The following is a 17,806-nucleotide window of genomic DNA, read 5'->3' on the forward strand; positions in this document are numbered from 1 at the left end:
ACCACGTGGGTCACGTGAGGGGGACGGACTCAGGCGTCACCGGTGCCGAGGCGTTGCGCCGGGGCCGCCGGAGACGGGTCCTCGGGCGTGGAGCCGTCGGCCGGGGTCGGTTCGCCGTGCGCCTCGACAGCCGGCCGCTCGGCACGGCTCGTGCCCGCGAGGGCAGGAGTGTTCAGGAAGCCGGAAGGAGCGGTGGTGTCCACGGGTTCGGGCGCGTCGGGGAGACGGGCGGGACGGGCGCTTCCCGTGTCGGCCGCAACGGCGTCGAGGCCGGACCTGATCGTGTGTGGGGCGTCGGCACCGAGGCCGGTCTTCTTCGGCTCGTCCTCCACGGCGTCGAGGCCGGTCTTCCTCGCCTCGTCCTCCACGGCGTCGAGGCCGGTCCTCTTCGCGTCGTCCGCCACGGCGTCGAGGCTGGTCTCGCGCAGCAGGGGCACGGAGGACACCAGCGTGACGACCGCCGCGGTTCCGGCGAGTGCGAGCCAGGTGTCGCTCGCCCCCAGGGAGTCCACGAAGGAGCCGGCAAGAAGCGGTCCGAGGGAGGCGAGACCGGCCATGACCAGTCCGGTCGCGGTGCTGACCCTGCCGAGCAGGTCCCGTGGTGCGAGCACCAGCATCGCGCGGCCTACGACGATGCCCGCGGGCGGGCTGAAGAAGACGACCACGACCAGAACGGGGCCGATCGTCCAGGGGTGCGTGGTCCCGGAGAACACGGCGAGGCCGACCGCCCACACAGCGCCGATGAGCAGGAACAGACGGGCGGCGGGGATCCTCTTGATCAGCCATGGCGCCGTGGCGGCGCCCAGCATCGCCCCGATGCCGGCGCAGGCCATCACCGCTCCGATCGCCGTCCCTGCGGCGCCGCTCTGCCGCAGGGAGACGACCATGGTCGTCTGCGCCGCCGCCGAGACGACGTTGATTCCCGCGGCGAACAGCAGCGCGGCCAGGAGCGCGCGTTGGTGCGTCAGCCATCGCAGCCCGGCCGTGAGCCGGTCGTCGCGGTCGCTCGCGGCGACCTCGCGGGGGGGGCTGGTGGCGATCCGCAGCAGCAGCAGGGCGGACACCCCGTAGGAGAAGGCGTCGGCGGCGAAGGGCAGGATCGGGTCCAGGGTGTACAGCCAGCCGCCGAGGAACGGGCCGATGAGCGAACTCGTCGCCATGGCGGCCTGGCTGCGGCTCAGCGCGTCGGTGAGGTCCTTCTCCGGCACCACGTCGCGCACGGCGATCGTGGCCGCGGGTGCGAAGAGCGCGGTGGCCGCGCCCTCGACCACGGCGACGCCGAGGAGGTGTGTCTGTCCGAGGTCTCCCAGCGCCGACACCAGGGGAATGCTGGCGAGTGCCACGAGTCGTACCAGATCGGTCCCGACCATGATCATCCGCCGGTCGAGCCGGTCGGCGAGATGGCCCGCCGGAAGGCGCAGCAGGGTCCGGGTCACCAGCGAGCAGGTCGCGACCGTACCGGCTTGGGCGGCGCTGCCGCCGATGGACAGGACGAGCAGCGGGAAGGCGAGCAACGACAGCTGCGATCCGAGGGTGGACAGCGTCGAACTGAGCCAGAAGCGGCGGAAGTCGGCGTTGGTCCGCAGGATGCCGGCGCTCTTCATCCCAGCCGCCCGACGGCGTGGAGGCTGTCCAGGACTCCGGCGTCGACCCGGTCCTGGAAGACGGTGCGGACGGCGGCTTCCTCGTCGTACTGGTAGTGGTCGTGGCAGCTGACCCAACGGCCCTTCGTCTGCTCGGCGTCGAGATAGCCGTCGGTGATGGTGCCGACCTCCATGCCGGGCTTGCCCGCGGTCTCCCAGCAACTGGCCAGAACCCCGTCGGCGTTGACGACCGCGCCGTAACGGCCGTCGGCGAAGGAGCAGGCCTGGCAGGGGACATGGGCGCGCGGACGGGCCACCGTGAAACCGAGTTCCAGCGCGCGGGCGTGCCAGCGGACGAAGTCGTCGACGAGGCCGTTCTCGTGCAGCAGGTTGTTCGCGTAGCCGACGCCGACGTCGCCGACGCGGGCGAAGTGGATGCCGCAGCGGGCCGGATCGAGGCGTGCGCCGAGCCGTTCGACCAGGTCGTCCACGCCGTGGCTGTTCAGGTGCGAGACGTTGACCCGCAGCATCCAGCGCAGGGAGGTCTTCTCGATGGCGCGCGCGATGTTGGAGACGATGACGTCGAAGGTGCCGCCTCCGGAGCGGCGTACCCGGATGGCGTCGTGGTCGGCCCGGTCGCCGTCGAAGGTCACCTGTACGGAGCCGAGGCCCGCCGCGTTGAGCTCCTTGGCGATCAGCGGGGTGAGCAGGGTGCCGTTGGACGTCATCGACGCGGTGAGGGCGCCGAGTTCCCCGGCCCTGGTCAGCAGGTCGCGGCAGCCTCGCGGGTTGAGCAGCGGCTCGCCGCCGAAGAGCAGCAGCGACAGTTTGTCCATGCCGGCCGCGGCCATGCGCTCACGGGTGAAGTCCAGGACCTGTCCGACGGCTTCGGGGGTCAGCCGGGCGTGCTGGATGCGCGGCGGCCGGCTTCCTCCCTTGGGGTCCTGGGCGGTGTTCTGGAAGCAGTAGCCGCAGCCGAGGTTGCAGTCCGTGCTGGTCAGTACGGTCAGCGAGTACGAGTTGTAGGGCTTTACGTCGTACAGTCCCGCCTCGCGGAGATAGCGTTCGGCGGAGGGCCGCAGGGTGCCGTCGGGCTCCACCTGGCCGGGGCGCATCAGCGCGTATCCGCCGGCGCCCAGGAACCACCACCCCCTGTCGGCCTGGATCAGACGGGCCCCGGCGGCGGGGACGGCGACGGACTGCGTACCGGGCACGGCAACCTCCGGAGCGGGGGCGGGAGTTGGAGGGCTGGCGCGGCCCGGGCGCGGCGGCGTCAGGCGCCACCGCGACCGGGAGGACCGCGCCGGTGGTGAGCCGATCAGGCCTGGTGCTCCTGGTGGACGACGCACCAGGGGGTGTCCTCGTCCTCCTCGGAGTGGGCGATCACCTCGGGCTCGTCGACGGCGGACTCCTGGTGCACACCACACCAGGCGACGTTCGACGCGGCGTGCGCGACCACTTCGGGCTCGTCGACGGCGGACTCCTGGTGCACCCCGCACCAGGCGACGTTCGACGCGGCGTGCGCGACGACCTCGGGAGTCTCCTCCGCGGGCGTCTCGGTGGTCTCCTCGTTGGGCTCGACGTTCTCGGCCATGATGGTCCTCCATACGACGGGCGTTCGGGACGACGGACGGCAGCGGTGCGCCGACCGGCAGGAAGCTAGGAGGAGGGGGTTCGGCACCGGTTCACCGCCGGTTGGCCCGTGGTGAAATCCCTGGTGGGCGCGTCGGATCAGCCCATGACGGCCGGCCGGAACCGCGACGGAGACGGCTGTGGGGCTGCTCCGGGGGGCGGACGGTTGCTCCCGGTACTGCGTCGACCCCGGTGGAGCCGGCCGTTGGGGCGTTGCTTCCGGTGGTACGGCGGGAGGCCAGGCGCCTCGGGAACGCCGTCGGCGCGTGGCAGGGGCCGTTGCGCGGGCGTTGCTCCCGCTCCTCCAGCAGGGAGGCGATGGCGTCTCGGGGGTGTCGCCGGCGAGGTGGCCGCGTCGGCCGCATACCGGAATCGCACCGGGCGCGAACCGGCGGGCAACCGGCCGTTCCTACGGTGGCCGCCGCACGCTCCGCGACCGCGAGAGGACGCCTCCGTATGGACACCGAGCCCGTCGTCACGGCCGCGCCGTCCGCCCAGCCCGCGGCGGCAGGACGGCAGCGGCTGCCGGAGCCGCTCGGGGCCGCGTTCCTGGCCCGTCCCGAGGAGACGCTGGCCGAGATCCGGGAGACGTGTCCCGTGGCCCGGATCAGGACGCCCGCCGGACGGCCGGCCTGGCTGGTGACCCGTGCGGAGGACGTGCGGGCCGGGTTCCTGGACCCCCGCCTGTCCTTGAGCGGCGGCCACGTTCCCGACCCTGGCGTGCGCCGACGCGCGCTGGACGTGACGCTGGTCAACTACGATCCGCCGGACCACACGCGGATCCGCCGTCTGGCGACCCCGGCCCTCACCCCGGCGCGCATGGCCGCCCACCGGGAGCGTATCGAGCAAGCCGCCGGTGAACTGCTCGACGCGGCGGACGCGGCGCGGGGGCAGGGGCCGCTGGAGCTGATGGACGCCTTCGCGCGCCCGTTCGCCTTCCGGTCGCTGTGCGAGGTGTTCGAGGTGCGTGAGGAGGAGCGGGCCGCGCTGTACGAACCGGTGGCGCTCCTCGCCGACAAGGCGGGCTGCTCCGCCCGCGCCGTCGAGGAGAGCGTGGCCCGGATCGACGCGTTCGTCCGCGGCGAGATGGCCCGCCGCGCGGCCGCTCCGGGTGACGACGTCGTCTCGCGCGTCCTCGCGGCATGGCGCCGACAGGGCGGCGCGACCGAGGACGAGGTCGCCTCCCTCCTGGCGATGCTGCTGCTGGCCGGCTTCGACAGCACGGTGCAGGCGATCGGCATGAGCGTGGTGGCGCTGCTGGGTCACCACGCCGTACAGGACTCCCTGCGGGAGGAGCCGTCGCGGATTCCGCGCGCCGTGGACGAGTTGCTGCGCTGGGACACCCCGGGTCCTTTCAGTACCAAGAGGGTGGCGCTGGAGGACGTCCGGTTCGGGGACACGGTCATTCCGGCGGGCAGCGGAGTCCTGCTCTCCGTGGCGGCGGCCAACCACGACCCGCGCTGCCATGCCGACCCCGGCACGCTGGACCCGGACCGCAGCACCGCCGGCCGTCATCTGACGTTCGGTCTGGGTCCGCACTACTGTCCCGGATCGGCGCTGGCCCGCCTGGAGCTCACGGTGGCCCTGACCGTCATCCTCGGCCGCTGGCAACGGCTGGAGCCGGCTGTGCCGCTCAACGAACTGGCCTGGGGCGGCGGCTATCTGCACCGCCGTCTGACCGCACTGCCCGTGCTGCCCCACGGGTCGGTGTGAGGGGACGGCTGAGTATCGCCGATGGGAGTCGGATCGGATCACCGGTCGGCAGGTAACCTCAACTGCCCCGCAGGTGACGACAGTTTCCCTCCGTCTCGTTCAGGGGCACTGTTCCGACCGACCGACGCCCTCTGCCAGGTGCGCAAGCGCACCGCCCAAACCCCGACAAGAGAGACGACAACCTTTGAGCGATCACGACGATCACGAGTCTGCTGCCGCCACGCCCGCCCCCAACGAACTTGCCAAGTTCTACCTCGACACACTCGAAAACCTCATGGACCCCGCGGAGTACGCGGACCTGCGCACACTGTTCTTCACCCTTCTCGGGGAGATGGCCGAACCCATCACCGCGGACGACCCTCCTTCCGAGCGGCGCCTGGACATCGACCTGAATCCAGCTGTCCTCGACGAGTGGCTGACCGTCATGGGCATCCTGGGCAGCGGCCGTATGGACCAGACGATCGTCGAAGTCGGTGACGGATCCCGCACGGTCGTGGACAGCGAGCTGGCCGCCGAGCCCGAAGCCTTGGCCGCCTTCTGCGCACAGGTCCGGGAGCGGAACCGGGTGCGCGAACAGGAGCGGGAGATCCTGAAAGGGATAGAGGCCAGTTCCACCTGACGGCCACTCCCTCCGTCCGAGAACTCGTCAGGATCGCGTGGCGGGGCCGGTGCGGACAGCCCCAGTACACAAAGGCTGACCAGGACGAGATCCTCGGCGACTCCGGTGATCCCTTCGGGGTCGCCTCGACCGGTCTGACCTGGCTGCCCAAGGAGGTGCACTTCGGCGTCAGACACGAGGGCCGACTCGTGGCACACGTCGGCCTGCTGCGACTGCCGGTCGTGATCGGCGGGGCCCGGACAGAAGTGGTGGGAGTCGGCGGGGTGGCCGTCGCGTCCACCGTGCGAGGTCAGGGACTGGTACGGCTCGCCGTCACCGCCGCGCTGGAACACGCCGGCACGATGGGCCCTCAGCACGCGCTCCTGTTCTGCCGACCTCCTCTCGTGCCGCTCTACCAACGCCTCGGATGGCACCCGCTCGACTCAGAGGTGCTCGTCGAACAGCCCGAAGCCCAGGTGGTCGCCATGCCTCTGCAGACCATGGTGGCGCCACTGCGCGACGAAGCCGACTGGCCGTCAGGGCCGGTACGGCTATTGCCTCTTCCTATGTGACAGACCCCGGGACCGCCGTCCGTCACACCACGCTGACCGGATGCCGTACCACCGCGCCGAACAGGTACCCCTGTGTGTTCGGTACCGCGGTGTCCGGCTGGGTCCGGTCGGCTGTGTCCGTGGCGCGCGCCAGCAGGTGGGTGGCGCCGGGTGTGTCGGGCCGCCAATCGAGGGACCACCGGGTCCATGTGCCGGTCCGGGGCCGGTCGTGCAGCCGGGCAGGCCGCCAGTTGGCACCGCCGTCCGTACTGACGTCGACCTTGGCGACGCCTCCCGCCCCCGACCACGACCGTCCGTGCAGGACGTGCCTGCTTCCGGCCGTGAACGTGGCCCCGCTCGCCAGCTCGAAGGCGCTCTTCGTGGCCTGCCGGGTCAGCGGAGCGCTCCCGCCCTCGGGGTAGGCGGGGCCGAACAGCCGGTAGAAGGTGGTGTTCCAGGGCGAGTAGAGCGGCTGCGCGGACACTTCGATGTCGCCGACCCACTTGATCGACGCGATCCCCACCCAGGAGGGCACCAGCACCCGCACCGGATGACCGTGGTCGTACGGAAGCGGCTCGCCGTTCATCTCGTACGCGAGCAGTACGTCGTCCAGGGCCTTGGCCAGCGGCAGCGGACGTCGTACCCGCCCCAGGCTCTCGCCGCCGCTGACGTACTCGGCGTCCAGACCGCGCGGCTGCACGTCCACGGCGCGGGGGGACAGCCCTGCCCTGCGCAGCACGTCACCCAGCCGCACCCCGCGCCAGCGTGCGACACCGATCGCTCCCAGGGTCCACGCGGTGCCGGTGACCGTCTCCCCCTGTTGCGTCGTGTAGTAGGAGCGGCCGTTCCCGGCGCATTCGACGAACGCTGTCCGGGTGACGGCCGGCAGTGCGCGCAGATCGTCGTAACCGAACTCCACCGGACGGTCCTCGCCGTGGCTGCCGCGCAACCCGCTCCCCCACAACCGCAGCCGCCAGTCGTCGGCGTTCAGGACGGGTGTGGCGGTGTGGTTGCGCACGAAGAACAGTTCGTTGGGGGTGTGGTGCCCGGTTCCGCGCAGCGCCTCCCACCGGGTCTCGGCGTTGGTGCCGCGCTCGATGAACCATTCGGCGGGCAGCGGCTTGACGATCGGTCTGTCGGCGGCGTGGGCGGGCCCCGGGGTGCCGAGTGCGGTTCCGGCGGCGGCAGCGGTGAGCAGGGTGAGCAGCCGGCGGCGGGTGACCCCTTCGGCTCTGGCCTCACCTGCGAGCCACTGGCGCAGCCTGCGGCGGTCGTACTCGGTTTCGTAGCGGCGACCGGCGGGGGTGAGCGAAGGCATGGCGGGTCCTCGTCATTACGGGGCGAGAGGAACGAGAGGGCTCGGCACAAGTGGGCGCGGGGGTGCGCGAGGACGGCCGCTATGCGCCCGACCGGCTTGTCCGGAGCGGAAGTTCGCGGAAGCGTGTGGTCAGCCGGTCGTCCGACACAGCGCGGCGGCGACGCGGACGAGGTCCACGGCGCGGCGGCGGGTCAGTGGCTCCGACATCGGCATGGCGGGATGAAAGCACACGGGGCGGAAGGCGTCAACGGAGCATTCGTGCCGGTGAACCAGGCGTCCAGGCAAGTCGGTTGGCGTGGCGGCCACGACCCGTCGGCCCCGCACCGGACCGGCGGACCGGCGCGAAGGTGGCAGTTCCTGAACTCCGGCTCTCCCCGGCCGTGTGACGGCGGCCGGCCCCGTGTCCCCGACACGACCGCGGCCGACCCCGGGTCGCCGACACGACCGCGTCCGGCCCCGGGTCGCCGACACGACCGCGTCCGGCCCGTGCTCTCCGGCGGAGTCCGGTGCCGCCATTGACGTACGTCAGAACCGCTCCGTACGATCACGAACGGCATCGAGTGTCAGCGTCAAGCCCTGGCTTGCTGACCGGCAACCCTCCCGCGCGGTGGGGTGCTCCAGGTGAAAGCCCGGCGGGATCAGCGACGATCCGCGCAAGCGCGTGGCCTCATGACCGGGGCCGGAGATGGGGGGGGGAGGATCATTATGCGACACGGTGGTGACCCTCGTGCCTCCTTCTCCGTCGCCATGGTGTTCTCCCGGCTGGCGCGCCGACGCCACATCGATCTGAAGCGCTCGACCAGCTGCTTCTGTCAGGCCTGACGGCCCTTCCCGCAGCGGAGCGCTGACGGGCTTGCCCGCCGAGGGTCCCCGCCCGTGACCGGCGCTCGGGGTACGTGTCCCCGCCCGGGTCCCGCTTCCTTCCGCTCCGCCTGATTCTTCGGATCCTTCGGATCCACCTTCCGCCTGGCCCCTGTCCGCAGGGCATTCCCCCCCCGTCACGTCACCGCGCCGACCGGGCCCGCACGCCTGTGCGTGGCCGTGCCTCGCGCGGTGTCCCGTGCCTGGCGACACCATGAGGAGAACCCTCCGTGCGTGCACTTCCGGATTTCAGATCTCCCCGATGGGCGGCGCTCACCGCCCTTCTCACCACCAGTGTGCTGCTGACGGCCTGCGGGTCGGGCACCGGCGGATCCGGAGCCGGTGACGGCAAGCCGAGGTCCGGCGGAAGCCTGACGTTCGCCGTGGGCTCGGACGCCGGCTGTGTGGATCCCCAGCAGGTCGGCAGCAACGACACGATCTACTCGGTGCGCCAGGTTGTGGACTCCCTGACGGACCAGGACCCCAGGACCGGCAAGATCGTGCCGTGGCTGGCGAAGAGCTGGGACATCAGTGCCGACGCGACCGCCTTCACCTTCCACCTGCGCTCGGGTGTCACCTTCAGCGACGGGTCCCCGCTGACCGCCCAGGTGGTCAAGGACAACTTCGACGCGGTGCCGCGTCTCGGTGTCCTGGGGACCCTGGCCGAGGGCTACCTGAGCGGCGTCAAGAGCACCACGGTGGTCGACCCGCTCACCGTCAAGGTGACCTTCCAGCAGCCCAACGCCCAGTTCCTGCAGGCCACTTCGACACATTCCCTGGGGATCGAGTCGTCGGCGAGCGCGAAGAGGTCACCGCAGCAGAAGTGCAGTGACGGGGTCATCGGATCCGGACCCTTCGTGCTGAAGCGGTACGTGCAGAACCAGTCGGTCACCCTGGCCAAGCGCCACGGCTACGCCTGGGGCTCCTCACGGTGGAACAAGAAGGGCGAGGCGTACCTGGACGAGCTCGTGTTCAAGGTCGTGCCGGAAGCGGGCGTGCGCGCCGGCAGTCTCCGGTCCGGCCAGGTGGACGCGATCGGCAGTGTGGGCCGGGCCGACGAGGCGGCGCTCAAGGGCGGCCAGGTCACCCTCCAGAGGCGGGCCAACCCCGGGATCGTCTTCGGACTCGGCCTCAACAACGCGCGGCCCCTCCTGAAGGACGCCAGGGTCCGCCGGGCGATCCTGGCCGCCATCGACCGCAAGCAGATCGCCGACACCGTCTTCCCCACCGGCACCCGGGCGGCGACCAGCGTCCTCGCACACACCACGCCCGACTACACCAGCCTCGCCCCGGATCTGGCCTTCGACGCGGCCAAGGCGAAGTCCCTGCTGGACGAGGCCGGCTGGAAGGCGGGCGGCGACGGCACGCGCACCAAGGACGGCAAGAAGCTGAGCCTGACCATCGACTGGGTTCCCAACGCGGCCACGAATCAGCCCGCGTTGGAGCTGATACAGCAGCAACTGAAGGCGGTCGGAGTCCAGGTGACCCTCAAGCAGCTCCAGCTCACCCAGCTGACACCGACACAGCAGTCGGGCGAATTCGACGCGACATGGGGGAACATCACCCGCGCCGACCCCGACATCCTGCGCAGCTCCTTCTCCACGAAGCTGGCCAACTTCTACCGCGTGCCGGCGAGCGGCCTGGACAGGACCCTGTCCGCGCAGGCCGCGACCACCGACCCGGCGGGGCGCAGCAAACTCGTGGCCCAGGCACAGCAGTCGATCGTGCGCGACGCCTACAACGTGCCGGTGGTGGAGCTGCAGACCCAGCTGGGCCTGTCCACGAAGGTGCACAGCCTCGCCTTCGACGCCTCCAGCCGGATCCAGTTGCACGACACCTGGATCGGCTGACCCGTGCGTGGCTATGTGCTCAAACGGCTCGCGCAGGCGGTCGGGGTGCTGTGGGCGGCGTACACCGTGTCGTTCCTGGTGCTGGACTACCTGCCGGGCGACCCGGTCACCGCGATGGCCGGTGCCGGAATGGACTCGGGACAGGTCGATCCCCGGCAGATCGCCGCCCTGCGGCACGAGTACGGCTTCGACAAGCCGGTGCTCACGCAGTACGCCGAGTATCTCGGCCGGGCGGTGCGCGGGGACTTCGGCGACTCGGTCGCCACCGGCCGCCCGGTCGCCTCGACACTGGCCGACGCGCTGCCCCAGACTCTCCAACTGACGGCTTCGGCACTGCTGTTCGCGGTGGTCCTCGGCGGTGGGCTGGCGGTGACGGCCACGTACACCACACGGCGCTGGCTGCGGCAGCTGCTGCTGTCGCTGCCGCCGCTGGGAGTGTCCGTCCCGACGTTCTGGGTGGGGCTCCTGCTGGTCGAGGCGTTCTCCTTCCGGCTGCGCTGGTTCCCCGCGTTCGGCAACGACGGGCTGAAGGGGCTGGTGCTGCCGGCGCTGACCCTCGCGGTCCCCACCGGCGCTCTGATCGCGCAGGTGCTGGCCAAGAGTCTGCTCACCGCGCTCGACCAGCCGTATGTGGAGACCGCCCGCGCGAAGGGCGCGGGCCGCTGGCGGGTCCATCTGCGGCACGCGCTGCGCAACGCCTCTCTGCCGGCGCTGACGGTCGCCGGCCTGCTGGTAGGGCAGCTGATCGCCGGTTCGGTCGTCGTCGAGACGGTGTTCTCCCGTGACGGCCTGGGCCGCGTGACCGCGGCGGCCGTCACGGCCCAGGACATCCCGGTGGTCCAGGGGGTGGTGGCGTTCGGCGCACTGATCTTCGTGACGACGAACCTCGTCGTGGACCTGGTCTATCCGCTGCTGGACCCCCGGATCGTGGTGGCCTCGGACAGAAGGGCGCGCATCGCATGAGCCAGAGTCTTGTCGACGACCCCGCCGAGGCCGCGCTCGGTCTCGTTCGGCCGGTGGGCGCACCGCCGGATCCCGCACCGGGAAGCCGCGTCCGCGTACGGCGGGTGCTGCGGTTCGTGCTGCGCCGCCCCGGTCTGCTGCTGTCCGCCGGCGTCCTCGTGCTGGTGGTGCTGGCCTCGTTCCGGCCACAGCTGTTCACCTCCCGCGACCCGCTGACGGGGGTACCGGCGCAGAACTTCCGCGGCCCGAGCGGCGCGCACTGGTTCGGCACGGACGAGCTGGGGCGCGATGTGTTCTCCCGGGTGGTGCACGGCGCACAGCTGTCCCTGAAGGCCACGCTGATCGCGGTGCTCGTGGCGTTCGTGGTGGGCGGCCTGCTGGGCGTGGTCGCCGGGTTCGTCGGCCGCTGGGTGGACGACGTGCTGATGCGCTTCGTCGACGTCCTGCTCGCCATCCCCGCGCTGTTCCTGTCGCTGGCCCTGGTGACCGCGCTGGGATACGGGACGGTCAAGGTGGCCGTCGCGGTCGGCATCGCCAGTGTCGCCTCCTTCGCCCGCGTCGCCCGCGCCGAGGTGCTCCGGGTGCGTCAGGCGGTGTTCGTCGAGGCGTCGCGCTCCTGCGGGGCCCGCTGGTACTCGGTGCTGGGCCGGCATGTGCTGCCCAACGCCGCGGGCCCGGTGATCGTCCTGGCCACGCTCGACTTCGGCGCCTCCATCCTGGCCGTTTCGGCGCTGAGCTTCCTCGGGTACGGCGCTCCCCCGCCGGCCCCGGAGTGGGGCACGTTGATCTCCGAGGGCCGCAACTACCTGGCCAACGCCTGGTGGCTGACCGCGCTGCCGGGACTGGCGATCGCCGCGACCGTACTGGCCACCAACCGCGTCGCGAGGGCGCTGGACGGCGAATGGTCCCGGCAGCGATGACCGGCGAAGCCGAGAACGGTGAGGACATGACCACACCACTGCTGGAGATCCGCGGCCTGTCCGTCTCGTACCGCACCCGCGGCGGTGGCGGCGTGGCGGCCGTCCGGGGCGTGGATCTCGACGTATGGCCGGGACAGGTGACCGCGGTGGTCGGTGAGTCCGGATCCGGCAAGAGCACGACCGCGCACGCGATCACCCGTCTCCTCCCGGACAACGGCGTCATCGACGCGGGCTCGGTGCGCTTCGGCCGGCACGACCTGGCCACGCTGTCGGAGGCGGAACTGCGCACCGTACGCGGGGCACGGATCGGGCTGGTGCCGCAGGACCCGACCGTGTCGCTCAACCCGGTCAAGCGGATCGGCGAACAGGTCGCGGAGGTGCTGCGCATCCACGGTCTGGCGAACCGCCGCTCGGCCGCCGTCGAGGCGCTCGACGTTCTGGACCGGGCCGGGCTGCCCGACGCCGCCGTCCGGGCCCGGCAGTACCCGCACGAACTCTCCGGGGGCATGCGGCAACGCGCCTTGATCGCCGTCGCGATCGCCGCGCGACCCGAGCTGATCATCGCCGACGAGCCGACCAGCGCGCTCGACGTCACCGTGCAGCGGGTCATCCTCGACCATCTCCAGCGCCTGGCCGAGGAGTCGGGCACGGCGATCCTGCTGGTGACCCACGACCTCGGGGTCGCCGCCGAACGGGCGCAGCGGCTGGTGGTCATGGCGCAGGGCCGGGTGGTGGAGGCGGGAGCCACCCGTGACGTCCTCGCCGATCCCCAGGACGCGTACACCCGGCAACTGCTGGCGAGCGCCCCGAGCATGACGACGGCTCGCCGCCGCCCGTCCGCGCCCGTGGCCACGGCGGACACGGTTCCGCTGGTGGAGGCGCGCAACCTGGTCAAGGAGTTCCGGCTGCCTCGCACCACGGACGGTCCCCGGACCCTGCGCGCGGTCGACGACGTCAGCTTCGCCGTCCATCACGGGCGGACCCTCGCCCTGGTGGGTGAGTCGGGCTCGGGCAAGTCCACCACCGCCCGGCTGGTGCTCCGGCTCGCCGACGCGACCGCCGGGCAGGTCCTGTTCGACGGCGTCGACGTCACCACCGCCGGGGGTGCCCGTGCCAGGGTGCTGCGCCGCCGTGCCCAGCTCGTCTACCAGAACCCGTACGCGTCCCTCGATCCGCGTTTCTCCATCGGTGAGGTGATCACCGAGCCGCTGCGTGCCTTCAAGGTCGGCGACCGTGCCTCGCGGCTCGCGCGGGCCCGCGAACTGCTCGACCGGGTGGCGCTTCCGGCGGCCGTACTGGAACGCCGGCCGGCGGAGCTGTCCGGCGGGCAGCGTCAGCGCGTGGCGATCGCCCGTGCGCTCGCCCTCTCCCCCGACCTGGTGGTGTGCGACGAGCCCGTGTCCGCGCTCGACGTCTCGGTGCAGGCCCAAGTGCTGGAGTTGCTGGCCGAGTTGCAGGCCGGCACGGGGGTGGCCTACCTCTTCATCTCCCATGACCTGGCCGTCGTACGCCAGATCGCGCACCAGGTCGCGGTCATGCGGGCCGGCCGCGTCGTGGAGGCGGGCCCTCCGGAGGAGCTCTTCACCCGTCCCCGCCACGCCTACACCCGCGAGCTGCTCGCGGCGATCCCCGGCGGCCGGGTCCCCTCCCCCGACGCCGAGACCATCACGAGCTGAGGACCGCCTCACATGACCACTCCCACCATCACGTCCCTTGCGTTCCTCACTCCGGGCAACTTCGCCGACGACGACCCGTACACCGGCCTCGAGGAGACGCTCCAGCTGTTCGAGTACGGCGAACGGTCGGGTTTCGACGGTGCCTGGATCAGGCAGCGGCACCTCGAACACGGTGTCTCGTCGGCCGCTGTGTTCCTCGCCGCTGCGGGCCAGCGCACGCAGCGGATCGAACTCGGCACCGCCGTCATACCGATCGGCTACGAGAGCCCTTTCCGCCTCGCCGAGGATCTGGCGCTGGCCGACGTACTGTCCCGGGGCCGGCTCCAGATCGGCTTCAGCACCGGCATGCCGCACGCCGAGCTGCTCGGCGACCTCGTGTACGACGGGGACTGGCGCGGCTTCGACCTCTCGTACGGCAGGATCGCCCGCGTCCTCGACAACCTGCGCGGCGACCACCTCGGCGGCCCCGACACGGTCATCCACTCGCCCGGCAACGTACAGCGTCCCCGTCTGCAACCGCACGATCCCGGTCTGGCGCACCGCTTCTGGTACGGCGGCGGGAGCCTGCGCTCGGTCCGCTGGGCAGCGGAGAACGGCCTGAACCTGCTGTCCGGCAACATCGTCTCCGGCGAGGGTACCGACGACTTCACCACGGCCCAGCTGAATCTCCTGGCCGAGTACCGACGGGCGCTGTCCCGGCAGGGCGTGGAGCGTCCGGCACGGGTGGCCCTGGGCCGGGTGATCGTGCCCTTCGACGGCGCCGACGCGGCCGGCCGAGCGCGATACCGCGCCTACGCGGCCGACCGCCACGCCCGTACCCTGAGGCCTCAGGGCCCGAAGCGGACCCTGTTCGCCCCCGACGTGGTGGGCACGGCCGAACAGATCCTCGAGCAGCTGGCCGCCGACCCGGTCCTGGCGCAGGTCTCGGAGCTGCGTCTGGAGCTGCCGTACGAGTTCCACCGGGAGGAGTACGAACAGATCCTGCATGACACACGGCAGCTGATCGCACCCGAACTGGGCTGGCGTCCGGCCTCGTCGACGGCGCGGGAGACGGTCCGCTGAGTCCGCTTCCCGGAACCCGGACGTGCGGCCGGACGCGGCCCGGGCCCGCCTGCGTACCCGATCGCACCGGGCAGGGCACGTCGCCGCGACGATCGGGATCACGTACCGGCCGAAGTCGATCGCGTCGTCGAGCAGGGGCGACGCAGGACTGAACACCCCGTGGAACCACGGAAACCGACGATGCCACGAAGAAGGAATCCGTACACGACGGGATCGCCAAGGGGGACGGGCCGTTCACACGGTCCGTCGGCGCGTCAGGCGCGACACGCGGCGGACCACACCCGGCCGAAGTCGATGTGGTCCCGGGTGACCAGGCGATGCTCGGCGTTCATGTGACTCATTGAGCGGTGCGTCTGGCTCCCCGTCAACTACGGTCCGCATGCCGGACGACCGGACGTGGCCGGTACCCATGGGGTCGCCCATCCGTCCGTGGGACCGCTCCCTCTGATTTCCTATTGATTTACTAGGAAATCATTGACCGCGCGTCCTGAGGATGCGCAGGATGATGTACATGCCCCCCACACAGCAGCGGCTGGTTCGTCGTCGGCACGTCGACTTCGGTCGCGTCGCCAGCGCCGTCTGTTGCAGCGCGTAGGGCGCGGCACCCACACCTCGCGCGTGCCGCCACTCCTCCTCCCGCCCAGGCGATCAGGCGATGCCGCCCGAGCCGCACCCGGGCAGGGCTCCCCGGCGCCGGATCGTCACCGTACGGCGCGTGGACCACCAGTGCGTGCCCGACCGGCAAGAGATTCCCGACACGGCACCTTGCCACCGACTTTGAGGAATTCATCATCATGGACGTTGTCACCGCGCCGTCGGGACCCGCCACCGAATCCGACCGGACCGGACCGGAGCCGGCCGACTCCGGCCATGCACACTGGCTGCGTGCGGCCCGCGAGACGGCGGAAGACCTGGCCACGGACGCAGTGGCCAGGGAGCAGGCGGGCAAGACCCCCTTCGACGAGGTCTCCCGACTGTGCGAGGCGGACCTGCTGACGCTGCTGGCACCGGCCGGCGCCGGAGGAGGCGGCGCGGACTGGGCGACGGCCTACGCCGTCGTCCGGGAGATCTCCGCCGCCGACGCCGCGATCGGTCAACTGCTCGGCTCTCACTACTTCCTGTCGTGGAGCGCGCTGTCCTTCGCCGCCTCCGCCCGTGCCACCGAGACCGTCCAGCGCTCCACCAAGAAGCCCTTCCTCTGGGGTGGCGGTCTCGCCCGCCAGGAACCGCCTCTGAGGCTGGCCAGGAAAGGCGGCGGCTACGTCCTGGACGGTCGGCAGAGCTACGCCACCGGGGTCCTGGTCGCCGACCGCCTCGCCGTACGCGGCGAGCGGACCGACACCGGCGAACCCTTCGCCGTCGTCGTCGATCCCGCCCATCCCGGTGTGCGGATCGACGCCGACTCGGAAACCTTCGGCCAGCGGCTCGCGGCCGGCGGCAGCGTGGATTTCGACGCCGTACCGGTCGCCGCCGGCAACGTGCTCGGATCCCTGTCCGCGGACGAGGACGTCCTGTCACCCCTGACCGCCTTCACCTCACCGGTCGGACGCCTCCTCTCCGTCCAAATCCTTCTCGGCATCGCCGAGGGAGTGCTCACCGAGGTACGCGAATACAGCCGGGCAGGCCAATCGCTCTGGTATCCCGGCTGGCCGGTCGGCTCGCCCTCGGACCCACGGATCCTGATCCTGCACGGAGAACTCACCGTTCTCACCCGTTCCGCCTCGGCACTCAACGAGCAGGCGGTGCGAGCCGTGCTGGGCGGACTGGCACGCGGTGAAGCCCTGAGCTACGACGAGTACGCGGAGATCTCCGTTCTCGTGACCATGGCCGAAGCCGCCGCGTCCAGGGCCGCGCAGGAGTCCACCACCCGTGCCCTCGAGGTCGTCGGCGCACGCTCCGCGTCCTCGCGGCTGGGCTTCGACCGCTTCTGGCGCAATGCGCGAACCCTCACCTTGCACGAGCCCGTCGGTGCCCGACTCCGTGACGTCGGGGACTACTTCCTCAACGGCGCGCACCCTCCGTTCGTCCTGCCCCTCTGACCGGGCGAGCGTCGAAACCGGCCCGAGCCGTACGGATAGTCGCCCATGCGGATTTCAGCCAGGGCGGGATCCTCGAAGGCGTCACGCTCGCCGACGTCTCGTCAGCCCAACTGCCCTCCGATGTCCGCGCGTTGACCGACACTCCCGGAGCTTGGGCAACCCCTGACGCCGCACGCCCGCAGCTTCCCTCCCTGGACAGGGAAGCCGGGACGGTGTCCCTGGACGGCCGGCGCTCCGATCCACCGTGCGGAAGCGGCGCTGACCCACCACCGTGCCACCGAGGACGCCCGCGCGGCCCTGGCCACCGCGACAACGGACTCGGACGCGGAAGTACGGCCTAGGCGGCGCGAGCACTGTGACGACGCCCCCGGTTCGGGCCTTGCGCCATTTGCTCCAGATCGCACAAATTGAGCCATTCGTGTGACGATGGCGGAGGGGCAAGAGCAGTCCCCCTTGAGTGTCACGCGAAGTGTCCGCACGGAAGACCGAGGAGGTCCTGATGACGGACCTGACCACCCGCTCCGCGGCCACCAGGAACGAAACGGGCGAGGCCAAGGGGATCCGGCGCTCCGGCACCGGTGATCCGGGCGGCAAGGGACGGACCACCATCGCCGACGGCGTGGTGGCCAAGATCGCGGCGGCGTCCGCACGCGATGTGCCCGGTATCCACGGCCTCGGCACAGGAATGACCCGGGCCCTCGGGTCCGTCCGCGACCGGGTGCCCGCCGGGCGCCCCGGTCAGACCCGCGGCGTGAGCGTCGAGGTCGGCGAACGGCAGACCGCGGTGGATCTCGACGTCGTCGTCGAGTACGGGTACCCCATCACGGAGGTGATCGCGGACATGCGCGTCGCCGTGGTCTCCGCCGTCGAGCGCATGACCGGGCTGGAGGTCGTCGAGGTGAACGTCGCCGTCGGCGACGTGCGTCTGCCGGACGAACCGGACGAGGAACCGCAGGACGGCCCTCGCGTGACGTGACCCGCCGCACCGGCGCCGGAGGCTCGCATCCACCGGCCGCCGCGGAAGAACACCCAGGAGATGC

14 protein-coding genes and 1 riboswitch are annotated in these 17,806 nt (G+C 71.4%); of the genes, 10 read left to right on the top strand and 4 right to left on the bottom strand.

The window, feature by feature from the left end:
* Positions 1–29: 29 nt before the first annotated feature.
* From OG485_RS02350 to OG485_RS02360, 3 genes are all read right to left on the bottom strand, one after another.
* Positions 30–1,604 carry an MFS transporter gene (locus OG485_RS02350; RefSeq protein WP_328663938.1) on the bottom strand — a complete coding sequence of 525 codons (1,575 nt, stop codon included), beginning with the start codon at positions 1,602–1,604 and terminating at the stop codon, positions 30–32.
* On the bottom strand, positions 1,601–2,797 hold the full coding sequence (locus OG485_RS02355) for a radical SAM protein (RefSeq protein WP_328663939.1): 1,197 nt from the start codon (positions 2,795–2,797) through the stop codon (positions 1,601–1,603). Before OG485_RS02355 ends, OG485_RS02350 begins: the two co-directional genes overlap by 4 nt.
* 104 nt (positions 2,798–2,901) lie before the next feature.
* The gene (locus OG485_RS02360; protein ID WP_328663940.1) at positions 2,902–3,177 is read right to left on the bottom strand and encodes a hypothetical protein; all 276 of its coding nucleotides are present in this window, start codon (positions 3,175–3,177) and stop codon (positions 2,902–2,904) included.
* A gap of 494 nt (positions 3,178–3,671) precedes the next feature.
* Between OG485_RS02360 and OG485_RS02365 the strand changes: the two genes are divergently transcribed.
* From OG485_RS02365 to OG485_RS02375, 3 genes are all read left to right on the top strand, one after another.
* The gene (locus OG485_RS02365; RefSeq protein ID WP_328663942.1) at positions 3,672–4,928 is read left to right on the top strand and encodes a cytochrome P450; all 1,257 of its coding nucleotides are present in this window, start codon (positions 3,672–3,674) and stop codon (positions 4,926–4,928) included.
* Positions 4,929–5,112: 184 nt separating this feature from the next.
* The gene (locus OG485_RS02370; protein WP_328663944.1) at positions 5,113–5,547 is read left to right on the top strand and encodes a hypothetical protein; all 435 of its coding nucleotides are present in this window, start codon (positions 5,113–5,115) and stop codon (positions 5,545–5,547) included.
* 32 nt (positions 5,548–5,579) lie between these two features.
* Positions 5,580–6,098, top strand: a complete 519-nt coding sequence (locus OG485_RS02375) for a GNAT family N-acetyltransferase (protein WP_328674219.1) — start codon at positions 5,580–5,582, stop codon at positions 6,096–6,098.
* Between the two features lie 22 nt (positions 6,099–6,120).
* Here the strand turns inward: OG485_RS02375 and OG485_RS02380 are convergent, their stop codons facing one another.
* The gene (locus OG485_RS02380; RefSeq protein WP_328663946.1) at positions 6,121–7,395 is read right to left on the bottom strand and encodes a sulfite oxidase; all 1,275 of its coding nucleotides are present in this window, start codon (positions 7,393–7,395) and stop codon (positions 6,121–6,123) included.
* Between the two features lie 552 nt (positions 7,396–7,947).
* A riboswitch (SAM riboswitch) is annotated at positions 7,948–8,061 on the top strand.
* A 425-nt stretch (positions 8,062–8,486) separates the two neighbouring features.
* Between OG485_RS02380 and OG485_RS02385 the strand changes: the two genes are divergently transcribed.
* The 7 genes from OG485_RS02385 to OG485_RS02415 all read left to right on the top strand — a co-directional run bounded on the left by OG485_RS02385 (position 8,487) and on the right by OG485_RS02415 (position 17,742).
* Positions 8,487–10,106, top strand: a complete 1,620-nt coding sequence (locus OG485_RS02385; protein WP_328663948.1) for an ABC transporter substrate-binding protein — start codon at positions 8,487–8,489, stop codon at positions 10,104–10,106.
* Between the two features lie 3 nt (positions 10,107–10,109).
* Positions 10,110–11,069 carry an ABC transporter permease gene (locus OG485_RS02390; protein WP_328663950.1) on the top strand — a complete coding sequence of 320 codons (960 nt, stop codon included), beginning with the start codon at positions 10,110–10,112 and terminating at the stop codon, positions 11,067–11,069.
* Positions 11,066–11,989 (top strand): ABC transporter permease, encoded by a 924-nt coding sequence (locus OG485_RS02395; RefSeq protein ID WP_328663952.1) that lies wholly within the window; start codon positions 11,066–11,068, stop codon positions 11,987–11,989. Before OG485_RS02390 ends, OG485_RS02395 begins: the two co-directional genes overlap by 4 nt.
* The gene (locus OG485_RS02400) at positions 11,971–13,665 is read left to right on the top strand and encodes a dipeptide ABC transporter ATP-binding protein (protein ID WP_443048645.1); all 1,695 of its coding nucleotides are present in this window, start codon (positions 11,971–11,973) and stop codon (positions 13,663–13,665) included. Before OG485_RS02395 ends, OG485_RS02400 begins: the two co-directional genes overlap by 19 nt.
* A 12-nt stretch (positions 13,666–13,677) precedes the next feature.
* Complete coding sequence (locus OG485_RS02405; protein WP_328663957.1) at positions 13,678–14,727, top strand: LLM class flavin-dependent oxidoreductase; 1,050 nt, start codon at positions 13,678–13,680, stop codon at positions 14,725–14,727.
* A 794-nt stretch (positions 14,728–15,521) separates the two neighbouring features.
* Positions 15,522–16,766 carry an acyl-CoA dehydrogenase family protein gene (locus tag OG485_RS02410; protein WP_328663960.1) on the top strand — a complete coding sequence of 415 codons (1,245 nt, stop codon included), beginning with the start codon at positions 15,522–15,524 and terminating at the stop codon, positions 16,764–16,766.
* 499 nt (positions 16,767–17,265) lie between these two features.
* The gene (locus OG485_RS02415) at positions 17,266–17,742 is read left to right on the top strand and encodes an Asp23/Gls24 family envelope stress response protein (RefSeq protein ID WP_328663962.1); all 477 of its coding nucleotides are present in this window, start codon (positions 17,266–17,268) and stop codon (positions 17,740–17,742) included.
* Positions 17,743–17,806 lie beyond the last annotated feature (64 nt).

Origin of the sequence: Streptomyces sp. NBC_00328 (assembly GCF_036139655.1) — a bacterium.
Lineage (GTDB): Bacteria > Actinomycetota > Actinomycetes > Streptomycetales > Streptomycetaceae > Streptomyces.

What these genes read in the sequence shown, in the direction of transcription:
- OG485_RS02365 (WP_328663942.1), top strand. Translation starts at nt 3,672, where the DNA reads ATGGACACCGAGCCCGTCGTCACGGCCGCGCCGTCCGCCCAGCCCGCG.
- OG485_RS02395 (WP_328663952.1), top strand. Translation starts at nt 11,066, where the DNA reads ATGAGCCAGAGTCTTGTCGACGACCCCGCCGAGGCCGCGCTCGGTCTC.
- OG485_RS02410 (WP_328663960.1), top strand. Translation starts at nt 15,522, where the DNA reads ATGGACGTTGTCACCGCGCCGTCGGGACCCGCCACCGAATCCGACCGG.
- OG485_RS02380 (WP_328663946.1), bottom strand. Translation starts at nt 7,395, where the DNA reads ATGCCTTCGCTCACCCCCGCCGGTCGCCGCTACGAAACCGAGTACGAC.
- OG485_RS02400 (WP_443048645.1), top strand. Translation starts at nt 11,971, where the DNA reads ATGGTCCCGGCAGCGATGACCGGCGAAGCCGAGAACGGTGAGGACATG.
- OG485_RS02415 (WP_328663962.1), top strand. Translation starts at nt 17,266, where the DNA reads ATGACGGACCTGACCACCCGCTCCGCGGCCACCAGGAACGAAACGGGC.
- OG485_RS02350 (WP_328663938.1), bottom strand. Translation starts at nt 1,604, where the DNA reads ATGAAGAGCGCCGGCATCCTGCGGACCAACGCCGACTTCCGCCGCTTC.
- OG485_RS02360 (WP_328663940.1), bottom strand. Translation starts at nt 3,177, where the DNA reads ATGGCCGAGAACGTCGAGCCCAACGAGGAGACCACCGAGACGCCCGCG.
- OG485_RS02405 (WP_328663957.1), top strand. Translation starts at nt 13,678, where the DNA reads ATGACCACTCCCACCATCACGTCCCTTGCGTTCCTCACTCCGGGCAAC.